The sequence below is a fragment of the Actinosynnema sp. NPDC002837 genome (genome assembly GCF_040295345.1).
In the GTDB taxonomy this organism is placed as follows: Bacteria; Actinomycetota; Actinomycetes; order Mycobacteriales; family Pseudonocardiaceae; genus Actinosynnema.
Map to the genome: position 1 here is coordinate 112,685 of NZ_JBEOVG010000012.1, position 21,587 is coordinate 134,271.

Annotated in this window: 18 protein-coding genes and 1 pseudogene; 9 read left to right on the forward strand and 10 right to left on the reverse strand. The window is 67.0% G+C overall.

The annotated features are described in order from the left end of the window. Window positions 1-36: 36 nt before the first annotated feature. Window positions 37-1,107 carry an integrase core domain-containing protein gene (locus ABTZ99_RS11900; protein ID WP_499610721.1) on the reverse strand — a complete coding sequence of 357 codons (1,071 nt, stop codon included), beginning with the start codon at window positions 1,105-1,107 and terminating at the stop codon, window positions 37-39. Window positions 1,108-1,193: 86 nt separating this feature from the next. Here ABTZ99_RS11900 and ABTZ99_RS11905 point away from each other — a divergent pair. From ABTZ99_RS11905 to ABTZ99_RS11920, 4 genes and pseudogenes are all read left to right on the forward strand, one after another. After that, a pseudogene (locus tag ABTZ99_RS11905) lies at window positions 1,194-1,766 on the forward strand (transposase); the annotation flags it as partial. Between the two features lie 63 nt (window positions 1,767-1,829). Next, on the forward strand, window positions 1,830-2,120 hold the full coding sequence (locus tag ABTZ99_RS11910) for a GIY-YIG nuclease family protein (RefSeq protein ID WP_499610812.1): 291 nt from the start codon (window positions 1,830-1,832) through the stop codon (window positions 2,118-2,120). Beyond that, complete coding sequence (locus tag ABTZ99_RS11915) at window positions 2,098-2,586, forward strand: DUF4240 domain-containing protein (protein WP_499610724.1); 489 nt, start codon at window positions 2,098-2,100, stop codon at window positions 2,584-2,586. The genes ABTZ99_RS11910 and ABTZ99_RS11915 overlap by 23 nt, the downstream gene beginning before the upstream one ends. A 656-nt stretch (window positions 2,587-3,242) precedes the next feature. Further along, window positions 3,243-4,937: an RHS repeat-associated core domain-containing protein gene (locus ABTZ99_RS11920; RefSeq protein WP_499610726.1), complete on the forward strand. Its 1,695-nt coding sequence runs from the start codon at window positions 3,243-3,245 to the stop codon at window positions 4,935-4,937. A 486-nt stretch (window positions 4,938-5,423) separates the two neighbouring features. Here the strand turns inward: ABTZ99_RS11920 and ABTZ99_RS11925 are convergent, their stop codons facing one another. The 6 genes from ABTZ99_RS11925 to ABTZ99_RS11950 all read right to left on the reverse strand — a co-directional run bounded on the left by ABTZ99_RS11925 (window position 5,424) and on the right by ABTZ99_RS11950 (window position 8,720). Then, window positions 5,424-5,846, reverse strand: coding sequence for a DUF6346 domain-containing protein (locus ABTZ99_RS11925; protein WP_499610729.1), 423 nt, complete (start codon window positions 5,844-5,846; stop codon window positions 5,424-5,426). Beyond that, a complete protein-coding gene (locus ABTZ99_RS11930) occupies window positions 5,789-6,430 on the reverse strand; it encodes a hypothetical protein (protein ID WP_499610732.1) in 642 nt (213 codons plus the stop codon). Before ABTZ99_RS11930 ends, ABTZ99_RS11925 begins: the two co-directional genes overlap by 58 nt. A 241-nt stretch (window positions 6,431-6,671) precedes the next feature. Then, the gene (locus tag ABTZ99_RS11935) at window positions 6,672-6,974 is read right to left on the reverse strand and encodes a hypothetical protein (RefSeq protein ID WP_499610735.1); all 303 of its coding nucleotides are present in this window, start codon (window positions 6,972-6,974) and stop codon (window positions 6,672-6,674) included. After that, on the reverse strand, window positions 6,971-7,495 hold the full coding sequence (locus ABTZ99_RS11940) for a YbaB/EbfC family nucleoid-associated protein (protein WP_499610738.1): 525 nt from the start codon (window positions 7,493-7,495) through the stop codon (window positions 6,971-6,973). The genes ABTZ99_RS11935 and ABTZ99_RS11940 overlap by 4 nt, the downstream gene beginning before the upstream one ends. Before the next feature lie 613 nt (window positions 7,496-8,108). Further along, window positions 8,109-8,477: a hypothetical protein gene (locus tag ABTZ99_RS11945; RefSeq protein WP_499610741.1), complete on the reverse strand. Its 369-nt coding sequence runs from the start codon at window positions 8,475-8,477 to the stop codon at window positions 8,109-8,111. Between the two features lie 87 nt (window positions 8,478-8,564). Continuing rightward, entirely contained in the window at window positions 8,565-8,720 is a 156-nt protein-coding gene (locus tag ABTZ99_RS11950) for a hypothetical protein (protein ID WP_499610744.1), read from the reverse strand. 458 nt (window positions 8,721-9,178) lie between these two features. On the opposite strand from ABTZ99_RS11950, the gene ABTZ99_RS11955 reads away from it, so the two are divergent. Further along, the gene (locus tag ABTZ99_RS11955; protein ID WP_499610747.1) at window positions 9,179-14,698 is read left to right on the forward strand and encodes a hypothetical protein; all 5,520 of its coding nucleotides are present in this window, start codon (window positions 9,179-9,181) and stop codon (window positions 14,696-14,698) included. 53 nt (window positions 14,699-14,751) lie between these two features. Beyond that, window positions 14,752-16,077 (forward strand): hypothetical protein, encoded by a 1,326-nt coding sequence (locus ABTZ99_RS11960; protein WP_499610750.1) that lies wholly within the window; start codon window positions 14,752-14,754, stop codon window positions 16,075-16,077. A 231-nt stretch (window positions 16,078-16,308) separates the two neighbouring features. Here ABTZ99_RS11960 and ABTZ99_RS11965 read toward each other — a convergent pair whose 3' ends face one another. Both ABTZ99_RS11965 and ABTZ99_RS11970 read right to left on the reverse strand, forming a co-directional pair. Further along, on the reverse strand, window positions 16,309-16,482 hold the full coding sequence (locus ABTZ99_RS11965) for an integrase (RefSeq protein WP_499610753.1): 174 nt from the start codon (window positions 16,480-16,482) through the stop codon (window positions 16,309-16,311). A gap of 400 nt (window positions 16,483-16,882) precedes the next feature. Beyond that, on the reverse strand, window positions 16,883-17,680 hold the full coding sequence (locus tag ABTZ99_RS11970; protein ID WP_499610815.1) for a hypothetical protein: 798 nt from the start codon (window positions 17,678-17,680) through the stop codon (window positions 16,883-16,885). A gap of 306 nt (window positions 17,681-17,986) precedes the next feature. On the opposite strand from ABTZ99_RS11970, the gene ABTZ99_RS11975 reads away from it, so the two are divergent. Further along, the gene (locus tag ABTZ99_RS11975; RefSeq protein WP_499610756.1) at window positions 17,987-18,397 is read left to right on the forward strand and encodes an SH3 domain-containing protein; all 411 of its coding nucleotides are present in this window, start codon (window positions 17,987-17,989) and stop codon (window positions 18,395-18,397) included. Between the two features lie 357 nt (window positions 18,398-18,754). On the opposite strand, the gene ABTZ99_RS11980 is transcribed toward ABTZ99_RS11975, so the two are convergent. Next, window positions 18,755-18,895: a hypothetical protein gene (locus tag ABTZ99_RS11980; protein WP_499610759.1), complete on the reverse strand. Its 141-nt coding sequence runs from the start codon at window positions 18,893-18,895 to the stop codon at window positions 18,755-18,757. 123 nt (window positions 18,896-19,018) lie between these two features. Here ABTZ99_RS11980 and ABTZ99_RS11985 point away from each other — a divergent pair, with 123 nt between their 5' ends. Together ABTZ99_RS11985 and ABTZ99_RS11990 are read left to right on the forward strand one after the other, a co-directional pair. Then, window positions 19,019-20,086, forward strand: a complete 1,068-nt coding sequence (locus ABTZ99_RS11985) for a carboxypeptidase-like regulatory domain-containing protein (protein ID WP_499610762.1) — start codon at window positions 19,019-19,021, stop codon at window positions 20,084-20,086. A 795-nt stretch (window positions 20,087-20,881) separates the two neighbouring features. After that, window positions 20,882-21,184 carry a hypothetical protein gene (locus ABTZ99_RS11990; protein ID WP_499610765.1) on the forward strand — a complete coding sequence of 101 codons (303 nt, stop codon included), beginning with the start codon at window positions 20,882-20,884 and terminating at the stop codon, window positions 21,182-21,184. The last annotated feature ends 403 nt before the right edge of the window (window positions 21,185-21,587 follow it).

Sequence of the window (21,587 nt, forward strand, 5' to 3'; positions counted from 1 at the left end):
GGGGTACCAAAGTCAGCCACATGGCCTGACCTGCGGTTAGGCGGCTGTGGGTTCGTACTCGTTGATGAGGCCGCCGAGGACTGGTCGGCGACGTATCGAGGTGCAGCGCGGCTGTGTGATCGGCTGGTCCGGTCGCGGTGGTGCGAGCTGTAGCGCCTGGTGGGGTCGGCGGTGGTTGTAGTGGGCTGTGTAGCGGTCCAGGACCGCTCGCAGGTGGTGTTCGTTGATGATGAGTAGTCGGTCGGTGGCTTCGCGTCTGATGGCGCCGATGAACCGTTCGGCGTGGGCGTTGGCTCTCGGGCAGCGTGGTGGGATTTTCACGACCTTGATGCCTGCGCCGGAGAGGACAGCGTCGAACGAGGCGGTGAACTGGCCGGCCCGGTCCCGGATGAGGAACCGGAAGTCGTCGGCCCGATCGGCCAGGTCCATCAGCAGGTTGCGGGCCTGCTGGGTGGTCCAAGGACCATCGGGGTTGGTGGTGGCGCCGAGGATGCGGACGTAGCGGGTGGCTACTTCGATCACGAAGAAGACGTACACGCGCTTGAGGGTGACCGCGCAGTCGACGTGGAAGAAGTCGCAGGCCAACATGCTCGCGGCCTGGGCGCGGAGGAATCGTCGCCAGGAGGTGTCGGTGTCGCGCTGGGGCGCGGGTGGTATCCGCAGGCGCTTGAGCACGCGGCGAACCGTTGAAGCGCCTACCCGGTGGCCGAGCTTGAGCAGCTCACCTTGGATCCTGCGGTAGCCCCAGCCGGTGTTCTCCCGGGCCATACGCTCGATCAACGCCACGACGGTGTCGTCGGCCGGTGCGCGGCCGGTGCGGTGGGGGTAGGTCCACTTCTTCGCGACCAGGCGCCGGTGCCATCGAAGGATGGTGCCAGGTGTCACCAAACGGTGCTCGCGCAGCATCTGGGGGAGTCGGCGCACCAGGGCGGCGAGCACCGCGCGATCGGCCCACTCCAGTCGCGGGCGGGGGTTGGTGCGGCGTAGTACGGCGACTTCGTGCCGCAATACCAGCAGCTCCACGTCCTTGGCCGCCGATGACCGGCCGAGCAGAACCAGCCAGCCAACGAGCCGGACGAAGATCAGGTACAGCAGTCGTAGCACCACACCTCGCGATCCTGCCTCTACGGCTCATGATGTGCGATCACCGCAGCTCAGCGCTCAGATGCAGAGTTGTGGAACCCCACACGACCTACCGCCCGACGCTGGTCGACCCCTACCGCGAGCATCTGCGCGCCCGCCGCGCGGCCGATCCCGCGGTCCCGGTCACCGGCCTGCTCGCCGAGATCCGGAAGCTGGGTTATACCGGCAGCGCCAACCTGCTGGTCCGCTACCTCAACCAGGGCCGCGCCGAAGGCGAGCGCCCCGTCACCACCTCCCGCCATGCAAGCAGCCTCCTGCTTACCAAATCCGACAACCTGCGCCCGAAGGACACGGAGTTGTTGGAAAAGATCACCGCGGCCTGCCCGGAGATGACCGCGCTCGCTGGCCTGGTACGTGGCTTCGCCGCCCTGCTGACACCGGCCGCGGGCAACGACGTGAAACTCACCGAGTGGATCACAGCGGCCCGCGCCGTCGACTTACCGTACTTGCGCAGTCTCACCAACGGTCTGGAGATCGACCGGTCCGCTGTGGACGCTGCCGTGACCTTGCCCTACCACAACGGCCGCACCGAAGGCGTCAACACCCGCACCAAAAGGATCATGAGGCAGATGCACGGACGCGCCGGGTTCGACCTCCTCCGCCACCGCATCCTCCTACCCTGACAGATACACAGCGTCACCACCGACTACGGGTCAGAGCCGCTCGTTTGACAGACCCAACAAGGGATCTACGAATTCGAAGATCAGCTTAACCCCGGGAAGATGTACGTAGGAAAAACGAATAACCTTGGTCGTCGTTTGCAGAGTCACGTCGACAGTGGTCGACTGAAGAGTGTCGAGGAGGCGACCTGCACTCACGTTTGTGGTACAGACGAGGATCTCTTCGTAGCTGAACACCTGCGCATGCAGGAACTGCGGGGCCAGGGCGTAGAGTTGTCGAACGACTACGCATCCCCCGGCAAGAGAATCCTGGAAAGAAGGAAGGCCGAAAGCTATGAGCAGCTCACCCTTTGGTAGTTCCGGGCTGGACGTGGCTCGCTTCTGGGCGGTGATCGGTACCAGCGCGGTGCGAGATTCCGGCGAGGTCGCTTCTGCCTTGTATGACGTATCATCGCGCTTGGCTACGCTGGCTCTTGGCGACTTGACCGGATTCGTCGAGAGGCTGCACGAAGCGCTATTTCATCTCGACAGAAAGATTTTTGCGCAAATTCCTGTTGTCCTGAGGGGTGTCGAGTTCGCTCAGACGGGCGATCATTTCCTCTATGCCAGATGTGCCTGCATCCTGGCGGGGGAGGAGGTCTACGTGGAAGTTTTGCGGAGTGGTGTTGGATTCACCCCGTTTGTTTCTCCGTCCGTTCAAAGTGCTGAAGGCTTGCTCTATGTCGCCTCAAAGCGATATGAAGAGAAAGCCGGAGCTTCCATGGATACCACTAAGTTTCTCTCAGTCGAGTCGATGTCAAATGTTGACGGTTGGGCTGGGTGACGTAAACCAATTTGTTCTGCACGATTTAAAGATGTGGGATGCGGCTCGTTGACAAGGGTTAGTGGGTTGATGATCGAGGTTTTGGGATTGATGTCAAGCTGGGTCCAATTGAAATTGGTGACGACTCTCTCGCCACTGAGTCGAACAGGACTTTGACGTCAGCATCGAGGTTGTGCTTCTGGTTGGGAAGGTTGAAAGTGTGCAAACACCTCGTCAGCTCCCCCGACGTCGGACACTCGACCCTGCTCCGGGAACGATAGCCCTCGCGGGCGATGTAGCGCTTGAGACGGCGCATGATCTCCTTCTTCGATATGCCGTCCTCAGGGCGTCGGTCATGTAGTGATGGGGGGTGCGGAGGTCCCAGCGCAGGCCGGACGGTGCGACGTGGTGCAGGGCCGCATTGGCGGAAGTCCCCGCCGCAGTTTAGTCAGTGGCGGTTGAGTCGCTCGAGGGCCGGCAGCGGCGCGGCGCGGGGGAGAACTCCGAACACGGACGCGGATCGCAGCCGCTCGGGGTTGCCGCCGCAGGGCGACAGATGACCGGAGGGCAACCGGTCGTCCGATCTGCCGCGTGTACAGCACGAGGGCGGGTTGCTGTGCGACCTACGCCAAACCGTGTGGGGTGTCAAACGTCGCCACGGAGTCTGACCTGCGTTTATGCTGATCCCCGACCATCAGGGCACCAACCAACTGTCCATCGCCAACGACGCCGCGCAGACCGTCACCCAACGTCGCCAAACCCCCTACGGTGCCACCCGCGGCGCCGCCCCACCGGACTGGCCGGACCGCCTGGGCTTCGTCGGCGGACGCAACGACGAGTCGGGCCTGACCCAGGTCGGCGCCCGCCTCTACGACCAGTCCTCGGGCAGATTCCTCTCCGCGGACCCGGTCATCGACAACAACGATCCGCAACAGCTCAACGGCTACGCCTACGCGAACAACAGCCCGGTCACCTACAGCGACCCGACAGGCCTGCTTGTCAACAACTGCGGCCCCGACGGCGTCCTGTGCAATGGCCCGGATAGGGGTATCCAGGGCCCGAACTGGGAGGACGAGAAGACGACCTTCGGTGCTCGTGATCGTGCGTTGCAGCAGGCCAACGCGGGCAACGACGAGGCCGTCCGGTCCCGTCTGGCCGAGGAGGACATCTCCTGGGAGGACTACCAGCGGGCGCTGTCCGACGCGCACAAGACCAAGTGGGATGTGATCAAAGAGGTCGCCTGGGAGGTCATCAAGGACATCTCCGGCTGGAACGACATCGTCGACTGCTTCACCAAGGGCGACATCTGGGCCTGCGGCGGCCTCGTCGCCGGCCTCGTCCCGTGGGGCAAGGCCGCCAAGATCCTCGAAGCCGGCTACAACGCCGTCAAGGCCGTCAGCCGCCTGGCCGGCATCGTCGACAAGGCCAAGGGCGTCCTCCGCCGAGTCCAGGCCATCACCGACGACGTCACCCGGATCGCCGCCGAGAAGTTCCAAAAGCTGCTGTCCAGGGGCAGCGAGGGCTGCGTGACCAAGCACAGCTTCGTCGCCACCACCCTGGTCCTGATGGCCGACGGCTCGACCAAACCGATCAACGACGTCGAGATCGGCGACAAGGTCAAAGCCACCGACCCCACCACCGGCCACACCACCGACCGCAACGTCGTCGCCACCATCGTCCACAACGACGAAGACGACATGACCCGCCTCACCGTCACCAACGCGGACGGCACCACCGGCACCATCGACGCCACCTCCTGGCACCCCGTATGGGTCGAGACCGAGGGACGCTTCGTCAACATCGGCGACCTCAAGCCCGGCCAGCGCCTCACTTCAGCCGATGGCACTTCGCCACAGATCGCCGACATCAAGCGTTACACGAACCTCGAGCTGGTCTACGACCTCACCATTGAAGGCGTCCACACGTACTATGTGCTGGCGGGTAAAACTCCGGTGCTTGTACACAATTGCAGTCCAAGCACTGTTCAGAGCAGGATGTATGTTGCGGGACGCCCTGGCACGGATGCCACCCCGCAGGCCCCCCTCCCCGAGAGTGCAGTGGTGACTAGGGGAGGAAATCTGCAAGACGGCAATTACCATTACGTCGTGATGCCGGGTGGTTCAGTGAGAACGTTTCACGAGAGCGTTTTCGATGAGGGTATATGGGCGGAGCATACAAGCCTTTCTGGAGGTAGGCCTGTGATCATGGCCGGCACGTTTGACGTATCAAGCGGATCCATCACAGAATTCGGTAATTTCTCCGGCCACTATAGGCCGAATGGGTCTGGGATGGAGTCGGTGGCGCGAGATGCTCTGAACAGGAATGGATTTAACGTGGGTGGAGCGAGGTGGGACCCCTTCAACTTCGGTTGAGTTCCCACAAGTCCGCCCCCCGTCCATCCAAGTGGACGGGCGGGGGGCGGACTTGTGGCCTAGTTATGATCTTCCGACTTCAGGTCGCGGGCAACGTCGATCAATCGCCGAAGTTGTCCATCCGATAGCGAGCTCGCAATCGATACTAGCTCGCCGATCTCAGCCGAATTACGGTAGGTTCTGGGGGCGCTGGCGGTTCGCGTTGACGCAAGGCCAGATACTGCGAGCAAATCGGCTTCGGAGATCTGCAATACTGGCGCGATATCTTTCAGTATTTCCGGTGACGGTGGAACACTCCCATGGAGCAATTGCAGAATGGTCGATTCAGCCCGTGCCGATGCGCGGCTAACAGCCCGGGGTGATAGTCCGCGGTTGTCCATGAGGCCCTGCAAGATATCGGCAAACCGTTGTGTCATCCTTGCACCTTACTAAGTCAACCAAGTTTGGCGCCAGCGTTCGAGCCTGAAGGTGGCCCCGCCGGAGTCTTTATTCCGTCGGGGCTTCCGGGGTGTCTGACGGCAACGGTGACGGCAACGTCAGCGGACAGCTGCTGCGCCAAGCAGGTCGTCCCGTCGGCCGCTCGTCGGACTGAGGGCGTTGCCCAGAGTGTCGATGGCCTGGCGCTGGAGACGGGGCCCGCTGCGTCACCTTCGCCGCGCACGTGTACCAGTAGCCGAAGCCCTTGTAGGACACCGGGCCTCGGCGTTCACAGGACTGGGCGACGGCGGCGTAGCCGGACCCGTCGGGGTCGCCGACCTCGATCCTGTCCCAGAACGCGAAGAAGATCGTTGCCCCGACCAAGTAGCCCACGACGGGCAGCAGCACGAACGCGACGAGGCGGTGGAGGACCTTCACCTGCCTCCCGCCTCCTTCTCCTCTTGCTCCTGCAACTCCCGCCACGTCTTCCACCCGCCGTTGTCGATGATCTTCGCTCCTTCCTTGCGGAACTCGCCGACCACCTTCGGCCCGATGTCCGTCGGCAACCCGGTCACGCCGTCGACGACCGACTGCTTGGCCCCCGTCCACGCGTCCTTGGCCATCGCGCCCCACGAGAAGTCGGCCATGTGGCGGGCGATGTCGGCGTCGGCGCCTCGCTTGAGGACGGTGACGAAGTCGTCGCCGCGCTTGGCCAGCGCGGCCTGGGCGTTACCGAGGATCCGGTCGAGCTTGCCGAACAGCGCCGACGCCTTGCCGAAGGCCTTGGTCAGCTTGCGACACCAGTCCAATGCTTTGTTGGCGTACTTGACGGCGGTCGGCACGCATTCCGCGATGGCACCCGCGATCCCGGCTCCGAGCGCCGCGACGGCAGGCGCCCATCGCAGGCAGATGCTGATGAGCTTGCCGATGGCTTCCGAGATCAGGTCGCGCACGATGTCGCGCACGACCTTGAGGATCGTCCGACAAGTGGTGATCAACAACGACATGCCGCGCGCCGCCAGGGCCACCGCGCCGTAGGTGTCGGCGCGGTCGTCGCCGAAGGCCCGGTAGCGCACGGAGTCGGCACCTTCCCAGGCCGCGGTGTCGGTCTTGACGGCGTCTCTGAGCAGGTCCCGACGCTGCCGGCCGCGCTCGCGACGTTGAGCAGTCCTTCGGCCCAGTTGCCGTCGGCGAAGCCGGTCACCGCCTCGGTGGCATCGTGGAACAGCCCGGCGCCTTCGGTGGCTGCGGCGCCCTTCCCCTCGCGAACCAGCGGGTTCTTCGCGGGTGCCGGCGCGGGGCGTGCCTCAGGTGCGGTCATCGGTTGTGGATCCCGTCGAACAAGGCGGTCTGGTCGTCCTCGTTGTTCTGCACGTCCTCGCGCCAGCTGCGGACGCGCTTGACGTGGTCGAGGGCCGCATCGGAGGCTTCGCGCAGTGCGTTCATCGCCATGTGCTGGGCGGCGGCGCACACGCCCATGAGTGGAATGCCGAGCAGCCCGAACGCCTCGGGGTTCGACGCGGCGTCACCCGCGTCCAGCGCCGTGTTCACCCGCTGTCCCACGTCCTCCAACTTCTTGGCGTGGGCGTCCATCTCCTCGGGGCTGATGCGGTAGGTCAACGCAGGAACCCGCGATCGCCGAAGTCCTCATCGTCCTGCGGCGCGCGACGTCGCGGCGGTGGCTGCGGCGCCCGAGGCCCGGGTGGTGGGACGTCGTCCTCGATCGCGCCCAAGGGTCGCGGTCTGGTGCCCCACCCACCGTGGCCGGGCACGTATGTGGGCGGAGGCGGCGGCTGGGCGCTGCGCAGCTTGTCCACCATGAAGTGCATCGCCTCCGAGTCACCGCCCAACACCGGCGCCATCACCTCCTGCACCGCTGCGGCGACACGGGACTGCGCGGCCTGTACGACCCGCAGCACCTCCTGCCCCACGGCCGCGCCGTCCTTGCGCTGCAAGGAGCTGCCCAACTGGAGGTCCACGAGGTTGCCCGCCTCGTTGATCGTGACGGTGATCTGCCCGTCGGAGCTGCGCTCGGTCACCCGCAGGCCGGTCAGGGCTTCCCGGATCGCGTCGCTCTTGCGCTGCGCCTCGGCGAGCTTGCCTTCGTACCCGCTCAAGATCCGCTCAGGATCGGTCATCATCCCCCGGGATGTTCGCGACTCAACGTCACGGGAGGGTAGCGGAACGTGCGAAGCTCCAGGGCCGAATGACCGGATCGACGACCGGCACTTCACCTGACCGGTGGAGTCCGCACCCGACCGCCAGTCGCCGTTGCGCACGGCGTCGAGAATCGTGACACGTTCGAGACCGGCTTGTTGAGCAGTTAGTCGAGGTTGCCTGGCGTCGTGCCCACGGGCCGCGGTTGTCGCATCGGGCGGCAGTTCCGGGGGGCTCCGGCGAACACGTGGGAGCGGGCAGTGGGAGCAGAATGGGAGCCATCGGACGCGTTCAACAACGCAGAGCCGCATCCAACGGCTCCCGATAGTCGTGTATTTGCTGCGGAGATTTTGTTTCCGCTGGTTGGGACGTTATTCTGGCTTCATTCACACCGAAAGGGTCACTGGTTCGATCCCAGTATCGCCCACGGTGTATTTTAGCTGGTCAGTGGCCTGCGGGCAATCGCTTTCTGCAGGCCGTTGATCGTTTGAGGGAGCAGTGGGGGAGCAAACGATCTTGACTGCAACCGTATTTGTGAAGGTGGTCATGGGTTCGTGCTCCCCGTTTGCTCCCAGTGGTGTTGGAGTGCGGCGAGCATTACGTCGACCACGGGCTGGCCGATCCTTTTGTGTTGCAGGACTTCGGGGCGCGGTCCTCGATAAGCCAGGTCTTGTGGGTGTGGCGTAGGTCGTGGAAGTGCACGGGGTTGATGCGTGGTCGGTCGGTGGCGGTGTCGCCGCGCAGGGCGGGTAGCCGGACGCGGCGGCGGAAGTTGGATCGGCGGTGGAAGCCGCCGTCGGTTCCGGTGAACACGAACCGTGCGGCGGGGTGGCGTTGGCGCTCCAGGATCGTGATTTGGTGCCGCAGCGCCAGGATTTCCACGTCCTCGTCCCGATCATTCATTGGTAACAGGCGTAGCAGCGTGAACGCGTTGGTCGCATTCAAGTAGGCCAGTCGGAGCGGCACAGTCGGTCATCATGCCGCGTCTGCGGCCAGCGCTGTGGACCTGCGGCCGCATCCACAAGACCTCAGCCCTTCAAGCTACGCATGGCCTCAGCCTGCATAAATGGAGTTATCGGCAGGCGTAATGTCGATCACCAAACTGGGCGCCATCACCAGGTCATCGACAATTACCAGCAAGCTCTTATCTTGTTCCGCGCCCTCGGTAATATTACCGACACCGCCGAAACTCTCGACGGCCTCGGTCACCCTTGCGCCGTCTTCGGACAGCGCGATCTGGCCCGTACGGTCTGGCGGAGGCGCTTGAGCTGTATTGGGAACAAGGCCGTGACGCGGACGCCGAACGCGTCCAACGGCGGCTCGGCGATCTCGACAAGCTCACTGAGACAGATCCTGATGTCCCGCGCTGACCGTGCCGCGTCGCAAAGACCGCGCCGCAGGAGTACGTCGCCGGAGGGGCGAAGGGGCCGCTGGCCGGGCGCATTCGCCGATAGCGTCGCCCGGCCGGTGCCGCCCGCAGGAAAGGTGTCACCTTTGGATTACTTATCGCTCACGATTCCATGTCGCGCTGACGCCTCGCCGAAACCGCAAAAATGTGCACTCAGACGCCTTCTTTGCGCCATTCGGGTGAGACTGCGACTCATGCCGGAGTGGCGACCTGTTTCACTCCTTCGTGTAGTTCGGATGATGGGGTAAGACTTCGTTCCGTGACCGCCGACCTTCCTGCCGAGCTGCGCAAGTGGCTGACGGCGCTCAATGACCCGGACTTCAGCGTCCTGCTCGCGGTGTGCGACCAGCTGCGGGTCGCCGCTCAGATGCCCCCTCCGGCCAGAGATGCCCGGCCGCCTGTCCGACGCGAGGTACGGGCCGCTCGGGCGCACGCGGTCAAGATGTCGTCGCACCAGTTGGCGCACCTCGCCGTCAGTGCGCTGTCGATCGCGACCCGGGTGCTGACCACGCACTGCAAGTTCACGCCGGACGTGGTCGGCGACCCGGACCTGGACCAGCTGCGCCGGATGTTGGTCGCCCTGGGCAATCCCCTCGGTCGGTTGGCGCTGTTCGGCCTGCTTCTGGGAGACGTGCCGGTGACAGCCCTGGCGACACGTCATCGGAGCGATCTCGAGGCGGCTCTCAAGGACGCGGGACGGTCACCTACCGCGGCGTTCGCCGAGGTTTACGAGCACCCGTCCGAAGCTCCCCAGGGCGACACCGCGGCGCGTGCGAACGGGAACGTTCCGGGTGTGATCGTTCCGGACATGACCGCCGAACCGCGCCTGGCCGAGTTGGACGCCCTGGAGGAGGCCCTCGAATCCCTGCGCGATCGTGCCGCGGGGTTGGCCGAGCTTCTCCGGTGCGCCGTCGACGCCACCGTCCGCGGTACCGAACCGGATCACGAGCTCGACAGGTCGTTGACCGAGTACCGCGAGCAGCGCAGAGCCTTCTTCGACTCGCTCGCCGGGCTGATCGGGAAGGCCGGGATCTCCGACTTCGACAGTGCCGGCGCCTCGCTGGCCGAGTTCCGCGTCGAGGTGTTGGCGCGCCTAAAAGAGGAAGAGGAGGCGACCCGGCTGGTCGCCGAGCAGCGAGCTGCTGTCGCGCGCATCGCCGAACTGCGGAAGCAGCTCGGTGAGCTCGAGGAGCTCGCCAAATCCGTGCCCGACAACGCCCGCGAGTCCTTGCGGGCGGCGGCGCGGGCGGTGGAGGCCGACATCGAGCGGTTGCGGGTCGCCGCCGATATGCCACCGACCGACACCGACACCGAGACCACTGTTACTGCCGCCACCGCCGAGCCCGCGTTGCCGGTGGCGCCGACTGCCGCGTCGCACGAGGAGCCGACAGCGGTGTCGATGCGCGACGAAGCTGTGAACCCACCGCTGAAGGAGGTGGCGAGCACTGAGGAGACGGCAACTTCCCAGGACAGCGACGAACTCGCCATCGGGTTCCCCTGGGAGGAGGGCCAACCGCCGCTGGCGGTGGAGTTGGCGGGCAGCGGCAGGCTCGTAGAGGCCTACTGGGTGACCGCGATGTCCGGCGAGCCCAACCGGCGCGGCGCCGTGCTGCGGTTCGCGGTGGCCGCGTACGCGATCAACAACAACACCGACGCCACCGCCGTCCTGGCAGCCCTCGAGCTGGACGCGCAGGAACTGGCCGGTGACGCCGACGCCGCCGCGCTTGCGACCACGGCCGCGCTACGCGCTGGGCTGATCGCCGGCTGGGGCCACCCGATGCTCACCCAGCTGCGGCCCGAACTGGTGCTGTCGACCCGCTGGGCGACCCTGATCGACACGACGATCGACGCGGTCCGCCGTGGTTTTCGCATCGACGATGTCCTGGGCGGGCTCCTGCTCGAGGACGACGCCCACGAGGCACGCGTGGAACTCGGTCGTCGAGCCCGCGAGCTGGCCGAGGAGCTGCCCCGTCGCAAGAACACCTACCAGCGGGCGACCAGAGTGTTGCAGCGGTTGATGTTCACCGACCAGCCGCTGGCCACCGCCCTCGACGTGGTGGCCAAGTGGTCGGACGGCCTCGCGGATGGCCATGCCGTGGGCGCCGCGTTGTCGGCGATGAACGCCCCGGGCGCGATCGACGCAATGATCGAGTCCGCCGACGCCGCCATGCGAACTCCGAAGCAGGCGAGGGAGCCCATAGTGGCCACCGCGCTCCGGACGTTGGTGCGCGCGATCGAAGAGGTGCGGACGATCCTGCGCGAAGCCGACTTGGTGAGCAGGCGGTTGACCGCCACCCAGTCGGAGGACCAGGCCGTCGCGACCCGGCTGTCCCAGGCGTTGGCGGACGTCGAATCCGCCGAGCTGCCGTCGGGCATGTCCGGTGTCGCCATGGCGCTGTTCCGCCGGTGGTTGCAGCGGCCCGGCGAAACCATCCGGGCCGGCTACGCCGCCGTGGGCGGCGGTGAGGCCGCGTTCAGCCTGGCCGAGCCGAGTCCCGACGTCCTGCTGGTGCTGCCGGACCTACCCAGGGACGCCTGGGGTCGGCCCAACCCGGAGGACATGCGGACTCCAGTGGTGCTGGCCGAGCTGACCCGCGAGCCGGACCTCGAACGGGCCGTCTCCGCCTACTCCGAGCGCGGCGACCTGCGCAGCGCGCGCCGGGTGGTCGAGCTGGTGGAGGAGGGTTTCTGGGCGGTCGACCAGCCGGCGGGTCCACTCCGCGACATCGTGGAGGGCGCCACCCGGTCGTGCACGAAACTCCACAACGCCGCCCTCAACAGGGCACGCGACCTCTTCGCGCGCATCCGCACCCAGAACCTCCTGGACCCTGAGGACGAGACCGCCGTTGCGGGACGGCTGGAAGCGCTGGCCACCGTGGACGACGGCGCGTTCGACGAGGCGTCGGCGAGCCTGGCGCGGCTCGCCGAAGAGCTGGACGCGAAGCACCGTTCGCGGGTCGAGGACCTGCGGAACGAGATCGCGACCTTGCCGGTGCGGGCTGCGGACCACGATCGGATCGTCTCGCTGCTCGGTGACGGCGACACCGTCACCGCGTCGGAGTTCATCGCGTTCGTCCGAGCCGGCAAGGCCCTGCCCGAGCAGGTGGAGGAGGCGGCCGGAGACGTCAAAAGCTTCGCCGGGATGTTCGCTCACGAGCACGGGCGCATGCCCGTCGAAGCACTCGAGTGGGCCGAGCTGGCGGCGAACGGGGCAGCGCTCACCTCACTCGCGAGCACGGGTCTCCAGGCGTGGGAATCGTTGAAGAACCACGACGGTGCAAGCGGGGACCGATGGGCGAACGCCGTTCGGGACATCCTTCGGACCCTCGGGCTCCAAGCCGCGAACCGTCCGCAGGAGATCAACCGTGGTGCCCGGCGCGGCTTCCGCAAGTTCAGGGTGCAGGGCACCCCGTCCGACGGCTCGTACATCTCGACGCTGGGGTCGGCCGCGAGCAACTACACCGTGACGGTGGTGGTGGAGGAGCACCGTGGGCGTCGGTCGGTGCTCGATGTGCTCGGCCCGGAGGACACCGGACGCGCCAACGTCGTCCTGTACCTCCACGTGATGGACCTGCAGACCAGGCAGGGTCTGGCCGCGGAAGCCACCCGCAGCCCAGTCCAGGCCTTGGTCATCGACCCCGCGGTCATCGGCTGGGTGGCGGCGAACGCGCCCGGCTCGTGGCGTGCCACCCAGCGCATCACGTTGCCGTGGACGGCCCTGAACCCCTACACCCCCTTCGTGGCGGGGCTGGTACCGCCGGAGGTGTTCGTCGGCCGGGTCCGGGAGATGGCGGAGGTCATCGACCCCAACGGTGGGCTGTTCATCTACGGCGGGCGCCAGCTCGGCAAGTCGGCGCTGCTGCGTCGCGTCGAGGCGACGTTCAACGACGGCGAGTACCGGTTCGCCGTCTACATCGACCTGAAGGGCCGGGGTATCGGGGAGGCGGAGCCGGCCAGCCGGATCTGGCGCGAGCTCGTGCTGGAACTCAAGAAGGCGGGCGTGCTCTCCGACCGGGTTTCCCAGGACGCCCCCGCCGACGTCGTGGTGAACCAGGTCCGGACGTGGCTCGACCAGCACCACGGCCGCCGGCTGCTTCTGCTGGCCGACGAGGCCGATGCCTTCCTGACTGCGGATTCCCGCGGGATGCCGACGGCGGGCGGTGTGGCGCACTTCCCCAACGTGCTGCGCCTGAAGGAGCTGATGGAATCGACGGACCGGCGGTTCAAGGTCGTGTTCGCCGGCCTCCACCAGGTGCAGCGCTTCGGGCACCTGTCCAACGTGCCGCTGGTCCACGGTGGGCCGGACATCCTGGTCGGCCCCCTGGACCAGGTCGACGCGCGCAGGCTCGTGGTGGCGCCACTGGCCGCGCTGGGGTACAGCTTCGAGCGGCCGGAGCTCGTCTGGCGCCTCCTTTCAGCGACCAACTACCAGGCCAGCCTCATCCAGATCTTCTGCGAGGAGCTCGTGCGGACGCTGCACAACCGCGTCTCACACGCTCAGGCGTTGCCGGTGCCCATCAGAGAGAGCGATGTCGAGGCGGTGGCCGGCAGCGACCGGGTGCGTGCCCGCATCGCCGAACGTCTCCGGATCACGATTAACCTCGAGGACCGGTACCGCGTCCTCACGCTCGTCATCGCCCTGCTGAGCCTGAAGGACAGGTTCAGCACCGACTACGGTCCCGAGCAGCTCCTCCAGGAGGCGCGCGAGCACTGGCTGGCAGGGTTCGAGGACCTCACCGCGTCGCAGGTCAGCATCTACCTCGACGAGATGGTCGGCCTCGGCCTGCTGATCCGGCTGTCCGGCCAGAGCAGGTACGCGGTGCGGAGCCCCAACGTGGTGAACATGCTGGGCACCAAGGCGAGCCTGGAGCTGGAACTCCGCGAGACGGCGTTCGACCTGCCCTACGAGTACAACCCGCGGGACGCGCGCAGGCTGCTGCTCAGCGCGCAGGGGATCCAGCGACGCAGCCCGCTCACCGACGGCCAGCTGTTCGACCTCGCTGCGGACGGGGCGGTGTCCGTGGTCACCGGCACCGAAGCCCTCGGCGTCGCCCGCGTGCCGGCGGCGCTGAAGGACTACGCGGAGATGCGGGGCAGCCGGGTTGAGGTGCACGCTTCGGCGGTCGACATCGCGAAGGCCGTGACGGCGGCCGTGCGCCGCAAGAGGCCGACCGTCGTGGTAGCGGACCTGCGTGACGGAACCGTGGCGGAGGTCCTGCAGGTCAAGGACCGGCTGACCAAGGACCGGTTGGCCTCCGTCCTGCTGGTCAAGCCCTCGATCGCGCGGGAGGTGGGCGCGGCGGTGCCGGCCGAGGTGGTTCGGCCCGCCAGGTGGACGGCGAGCAGCCTGCGCAGCTGGCCGGAGTGCCCGTTCGACGTGCTGGACTCGCGCGTGCGGCTGATCGAGGCGACCGGTGGGTGGACGGAGCTGGTGGAGGAGGTCATCGCCTGGGTGGTCATGCGCGGTGCGACCCAGGCCCAGGCTCTGGAACGGGTGGTGCAGTCGTCCGCGGACATCGAGTGGGCGCGGGGCTTCCTCGACCGGGCCGGCGTCGGCGGGACGCTCATCACCCGGATTGGATCGTGGGTCGACTACCTGGACTTGGGCGAGGCGGTGTCGACGGTCGACGTGGCCGCGATGCTCGAACTCGACCTGGGGAGTGCCATCGACCTGCTGGACGACCTGGTCGACCTTGGGGTGCTCGACGAGGGCCCGGATGGCGTCGTGCTCGACAGGGTGGTGCACCGCTGCATCGCCACAGTCCGCGGGAAGTCGTGAAGAGCGGTCGCTGGGACCTCGGGTCGCTCCCGGGGCCCCGCCGGCATCTGGACGTGCTGTCGGAAGACCTGGACGGCGGGTGGAGCTGCATCTGGCTCCTGCCGGACGACCTGGTCGGCCGCGGCGCCGCGGACTCGCTCGTCGACCTGCTCGAACTCCAGCTCGACAGCGTGCGGGTGCCCCCGCCGGAGGTGCGCAAGACGAATGGGCAGCACGTGGGCGCCCGCGTCGCGGGGGCCGCCGACGACACGCTGCCTGCTTGGGCGCACAGCACGTCCGGGGTGTTCGACTGGAACGAGTCGATCGACACGGCCCCGGTCACGACCGTGGAGAGCACGTCCTCCGTGGCGGAACGCCTGCTGCTCGCGTTCAAGGACCCGTCCGACGAGGTCGGCGACCCGCTCGCCGTGCTGACGTCGTCGGACTGGCTGCGGCGGAAGGTTGTCGTCGTGCGGGCCTGGGCGGAGCACGACGCGGACGACGTCGCCTCGGTGTTCACCAGGCTGACCGCTTCCTCGAAAGAACACGGTGTGCCACCTGAGGACCGCACGAGGGTGCTTGTCGCGGCCAGGCCGAGTGACCTGCCGTCCCGCCTGCTCGACAAGGTCGACCCGGTGACGACCAGGGTGCACTGGTGGTGGAGCGCGTGCGACCGGCTCGACACGGCGGTGGTCACCGCGGCAACCCGACCCCGGGTCGCACCGCGGGGGCACTCGCATCGGATCGACGTGCGGGAACTCGTGGCGGTGGAGGTGATCGTCGAGGTGGCCGGTCCCGACCTTCTGCTCGCGGAGGGGCTGGCGTCGTCGTGGGACGGTCGCCGGAGCACGCTCCGCGAGCGGATCGCCGCTTTCGCGCACGCGCAGGACGATCTCGCGCCGGACGCCGCCCGGCGACGGCGCGGGGGTGGCGGGCGACCGGCCGAGGAGCTGAGGCCCGCGTGGAACGCCGGTGCCCTGGAACTCTGGGACGGGCAGCTCCGGATCAGTCCTGCGGTGCGCGGGGCGATCGGCTCCGCGGTCGACCTGGACAACCTCGTGTGGAGGGGGCAGAACCGGGCGCTGATGCCGCTCGTCGACAGCTGGCGGGCACGGCTCGAGCAGACGGTCCGCTCAAGGGCGAGCACAGCCATCCTCGCCGAGCTGGGCCGGGAGTTCCGCAGCGGAGCACCCGGCGTCGAGGAGGGGGGCGGTCGCGTCACCTTGGAACTCGGCGCGATGGCGTGGGCGGTGTCCACCTCCCGGGTCAGGCTGTCCCGCTCCGACAGGGAGCTGCTGTTCTGCCTGCGGGACACGCGAAACGCACTCGCCCACCTGAGGCCGCTCGACGACGAGGACCTGGACCGCGTGGCCGCCCTCGTGCCCGACCTGACGTGGTGACGGCGCGCCGTCGTGACCTCGTGTCGCGCACCGGTGGCAGGACCGTGGCGTGACGTGAGCGGGTCATCTCGGTTAATGGGTCACCGCAGTCGGTCGCCCGGGATTCAGAGGTTGGTGGGCGTCCGGTGCGTCGGCGCGCGGCGTAGTCCCACTTGTGGGTTATGAGTTTGCGGTGCCAGGCGAGCAGGGTGCCCTGCGTGACCGGGAAGACCTCTCGCCACCGGCGGCGATTCACCAGTGCGGACAGGGCAGCGAACCAGGGCGGTCCGCGGGCACGTAGCGGACTGGACCGGCGAGTTGCCGACGGAGTACGGCGTTCTCGTGGCGCAGCACGAGCAGTTCAGCGTCCTCCGCCGCTTGGCTGCGTTGCAGCGACGCCGGGACGGACAGCCGCTTCCGGGTCACCTTGTATAGCAGGGACACGATCACCGGCCATGCTCCCGAAGACGACGGCGCCCTCGCTCTGCCGGCGGCGATGACATTTCGAGCGGCACAGGCTCCGACACCATCGGCGTCTACCACCCCAGCACCGACCACTCCTACCTGCGTAACGCCAACTCCGCGGGCGACGCCACCCACCGCTTCCGCTACGGCGTGGGCGGTGACATCCCGGTTGTCGGGGACTGGAACGGCGACGGCACCACCACCGTCTGCGTCCGCCGCTGAGTCCACGGCGGACGCCCTGATCTCCATGGCGTCCGCCGTCTCGTCCCGCAACCGGGGTGAGGTGTTCGAACCTGCGTGCATGTGCCCGAAGACGAACGCGTGCCGGGCGGGGGCGACACCCGCCCGGCACGCGTTCGTGTCAGGGCAGGCGGACCTGGAAGACCGCGACCCGGGCGTCGTGGCCGTCCACCCGCATGTCCACCGTCTTGGTGTCGATGAACTGCTCCTGGACGGTGCCGTCGCCGGCCAGCCAGTTGATGCGGTCGATTCCGGTGCTGAAGCACCGGCGCTCGGCGTCCAGGCTGGTTGCCTTGAAGTAGTTCGGGTTGTTGGTGTCCGCGGTCCAGAAGACCAGGCGACCCGCTTGGTGGTGGGCGAGCACGCGCTCGGCGTGGATGTTCTTGTGCTTGTTCCACTCGTCGCGCAGGTCGGTGCGCTGGTCACCGTTGTAGGCGTTGGCGATGTAGTGCGAGTTGATCAGCGCGAACTCGAGCGCGGGGTGGTTCTGGTGACGCACCACGACCTCGTTGATCCAGCGGGGCGGCGTCACCCCGCTGATGCCACCGTGCACGAACGTCGTCCTCGAACTCGCCACCTGCCACGGCTGCGGGATCGAGATCGGGACCCGGAACGACGTGTCGTGACGCAGGAACGCGTTGTTGTACAGCGGGCCGAAGTAGTGGTCGATCATCGCGGGCTCACCGGTGTCGCCCTCGTTGATCTCCTGCCAGCCGACCAGCGGCCGCACGAGGGGGTCCGCGTTGCGGACGGCGTCGATCGCCGCCTCGCGCGCGCCCAGGTTGTCGCGGCCGATGTTGGCCGTGATGATCGGCAGCCGGATCCATCCGGTCGCCGCGGTGGCTGTTCCCGCACCGGCGGCCAGGGCGCCGAGCGCGACGCCACCACCGAGGGCGAGTGCCCTACGCCTGCTGAGCATTCCGGACACAGATGGTCCCTTCTCGCGGGGTCAGTGGACTTGGCACGTCAAAGTGTCACAGAAGATGGCCGTTTTTGGTCGAGAGATCACCAACTCGCCGCTGGTGCGGCCGGTCGCGGCACTGGTGCCGTGACGGGCGCTTCGAGACCAAGGCGTAGCAGGCAGCCGCACACATACCGCCCCTGACCAGCGCATTGTGGGAAATCGCGGGTAATTCACACGAAAGGCCCTCGACGATGACTCCCGGTCGCCCGGACCACGGGCGGCACCCCGACAGAGGGCAACGAGAGGGGCACGATGAGGAAGATGAACGTCCTGACCCGGACGCTGGTGATGCTGTTCCTCGCGGTGGTCGCCGGGATCTCCGCGGCCGCCCCCGCGAGCGCCGCGGCGGGCCCGTCGGCCGGGTGGTCGACGGTGGCGGACCGCGCGGTTTCGGCCGTGGACAGCGGTTCCTCCGTCACGCCGGCCGCCTTGGCGCACTGCCCCAACGGCTACATGGTCGCGACGTACGGCGCGAACGTCTACAGCGGCTGGGATAGCTTTCGGGTCATCGGCACCGTCCAAGCGGGTGATGTGGTCCGCTGCTACGAGGGTTACGACCTCGGTCGCCGGTACACCGCGTGCGGCGTGTCGAACGGCAACGGCTGGGTCCGGCTGATCGCCAACGACGGCACCCGGGGTTGGTCGCCACAGGCGTGCTTCGCCGACCTGTGACCTGCTGACACGGCGAGGCGTCCGGACGCGGGTCCGGACGCCTCGCCGTGTCAGCAGGCACCTCCGCACTGTTCATGTCGATGCTGAACGAGCCAGGACGGCTGGCGAGCAGGATGCGTTGAGGAGCAGGTCGACGGCAGGTGGGAGTCGCGTGGCCAAGCGGCGGCGCTCGTTCACCCCAGTGCCGGCTTGTTCTCCACAAGGTCGCCCGCGCGGGTGGGGCGAGCCACAGGACGTTCCGAGATGACGGATCCGGCCGCTCCGGCTCCGACCGTTTGGCGGGAAGTCGCAGGTGTCAGTCGACGGAAGCGCGCCAGTAGTCGAGAGCGAGCTGGGTCATCTTCGTGATCTCGTGTGTCATGCCAGCACGCGCGTGCAGTCGGTTGCCAAACCGGTGAGCGAGCGGATCGCCTTGGCCTTGTGGCCGGACGCGCCCAAGTGGACGCCGTGCTGGTAGCGAGCGGCCAACGTCTCCACGTGGTCCTGCCACCCGTCCACATATCGGTGGGACGGCGTTGGTGCATAGTGTCCTGCGGTGTCATCGGCCGATGTCGCCTGCTCGTGGAGAAGGTGGTAGGAGTGACGATGCGCTCACGAGTCCGATGGGCCTGGGCTGCCGTGTTGATCGCCCTGATCGGGGGGACGTTCGGGGTGTCCGCAACCCCCGCGGCAGGCGCCCCGGTACCCGTCAGCATCCTGAGCGTGTCAGCCGAGAACGTGAAGCCCGGCGACCAGGTTCAAGTCCAGTTCCGCGTCACGAACAACGGGAGCAAGGCGGACACAGCCATCGTGGTGGTCGGTGGCGGCCTGAAGTGCACCACCGGCTGTCGGGCGGAGCCGAACCTCAAACCTGGCCAGAGCCAGGACTTCCAGGCCACCGTCGTCGCGCCCGAGGTGAGCGCGGGCGAGACCCTCGGTGTCAACATCTCGGTCGCCGTGCGGCTCGGTGAGCAGAACAGCGCCGACTACAAGATGGTCTACATCCACGGCGCGGGCGCGACGCAACCCGATGCGGACCAGCCGTCGTCCGAGGTGGATGGGGTGTCGGGTTGGGTCCGCGACGCCAGTGGCAAGGCGATCGGCGGCGTGGCGCTGACCGTCGTGGACAGCGCCGGGCACGAGTTCCGCACGACGAGTGACCAGAACGGCCGGTTCTCGATCAAGTCGGGCGCCGGCAAGCCGATCGCCGCGGGGCAGATCACGGTCGACGCGGCTCTGGACGGCTACCGCCCCACTCGCGCAACCGTGCAGGGCTCCGCAGGTGACACGGCGAGCGTGGAGCTGACCTTGGCCGTCGTGGCCGCGCCGACCGAGACTCCGCCTTCGACCACCGCGACGACGGCGGTGGACGAGACTCCCGAACGGGAGATCAGCGCAGCCGCAGCGCCACAACCCGCCCTGGAAGCGGGCAGCGACGGGGGCAGCGGTTCGCTGCCGTTCATCCTGGGCGGGCTGCTGGTCGCCGCCGGCCTGGGCGCACTGGCACTGATCGTGAAGCGCCGCCGGAGCACATCGGACGGGCCGGCGAGTCAGCCGACGGTGCCGGCCGGAGCGGGCGTGAGCGACGCACCGACCGTGGTGCTGTACACGAGACCGACGGCCGACGGTTCTCCCGGCCCGTACCGCGGGCCCACGCAGGGCGGCGACGAGCAGCGCAGCGACGGCCCGTACGGCGGGCCGGGTCTCTAGGAACTCCTATCCCGGTCATCCCGCCGTCGACGAGCGGGATACCGCGAACGTCTGGCAGACCCGCGCTCCGTTCGGGACCGCTAAGCCTACGGTCAAAAACAGTTTGCAGTACGGCATCAAGGCTCACGGCTGGTTCAACTTGTATATTGCCGGGAGGAAGGTGAAGTAGCGGAACGACGGCGAGATCGTGATGTACGATCCTAAAATCGACTACTTCGGTGTCGTGACGCGAGATGGTGGGTCAAAAACCTTACTCGTTCCGAATCCGGTGTATCATGAGTACCCTGCGAACCCGGGACTATTATAATGCCCAATGAGTTGTACCGATGCCGCGTATGCGGTCTGCTCCGAGAAGAGCCTCCCTGGGGTGAGGACGGCTCGACGTCTACATTCGACATATGTGAATGCTGTGGCGTCGAATTTGGTTACGAGGATTCAACGAGGGAGTCAGTTCTTAAGTATCGGGCGACCTGGCTCGCCTCGGGCGCCAAGTGGGCTGACCCGAGCGAGAGGCCGCCGGGGTGGAGTCTGGAGGGCCAACTTCAGGTCATTCCCGAGAAGTGGCGATAGGTTGCAGTTACTTCGCGTTGGTCGAGTTCGGACGGACAGTGGAAGTGGTCCGGCCTGCAATTGCGTCGCTTCCGTGAGCGTACAATCGCACGCTTGTACGCATCATGATCGATGCTAGTGTCTCGTGATTCTGCGGGCTTTATGAACCGTCACGGGTTTGAGACCGCTTCCCACCTGCTGGACCCCTCAACCATCAGAACCTCTCGGGACGACACGGACCGAGCCGTGACCCACGCCTACGGCACACGCACCACACGTACCGGCCCCACGCCGGACAGATCGACTTTCGGCCGGAGGGTGCTCCGGTGGCTGACCAAGGCGAACAAACGCTGGACGGCCGCCATGACGGACCAAGGCCGCTTCTACCTGGAACACGGACACCACCAAGGCTGCCGGTGCCGCGACGGATCGGTGACGATCACGGCCGACGGCGTCGACATACTGCCGTCGATGCCCGAGTCGCCGACCCTCGACGCCGACATGCTCCAGCCCTATCTCGACGGGCGGAGCGAATGCGGACCACGTTGACGTGACTCGCAATGCCTGGTCGACCGCTGTCGGACAGTGGAACGAGCGACGTCCCGCTGATCGTGCGATCAATCAGCCGGACCGGCACGGAGGAAGGGCCGGGCCGATGACCACGGCTGGGCGTTGAATGCGCGGTAGTCGGAGAAACCCATCTCGCCCGCAGCCGGCAAGAGCCCGGCTCCTACCTTGACGGTCAAGCGATTCCAAGTGGTAACGCCATCGGGCACAACTGCGAGGTACATCCTGGCGAAGGGTGGGAATTCATGCGGTTCTGGGCATTCCTGTCGTACTCGTGGTCCGATCGGCAGCGAGCGGCTGTGCTACATCGCCGGCTGGAGAGGTTCGTCGTGCCACGCCACGCCCGGCGCGCCGCCGACCCGGCGGGACCACCCGGTCGGCGCCT

Bases quoted from the DNA above. Each gene is read 5' to 3' on its own strand.
- ABTZ99_RS11915 (WP_499610724.1), top strand. From the start codon at position 2,098: ATGAGCAGCTCACCCTTTGGTAGTTCCGGGCTGGACGTGGCTCGCTTC.
- ABTZ99_RS11940 (WP_499610738.1), bottom strand. From the start codon at position 7,495: ATGATGACCGATCCTGAGCGGATCTTGAGCGGGTACGAAGGCAAGCTC.
- ABTZ99_RS11970 (WP_499610815.1), bottom strand. From the start codon at position 17,680: ATGCTCAGCAGGCGTAGGGCACTCGCCCTCGGTGGTGGCGTCGCGCTC.
- ABTZ99_RS11920 (WP_499610726.1), top strand. From the start codon at position 3,243: ATGCTGATCCCCGACCATCAGGGCACCAACCAACTGTCCATCGCCAAC.
- ABTZ99_RS11975 (WP_499610756.1), top strand. From the start codon at position 17,987: ATGAACGTCCTGACCCGGACGCTGGTGATGCTGTTCCTCGCGGTGGTC.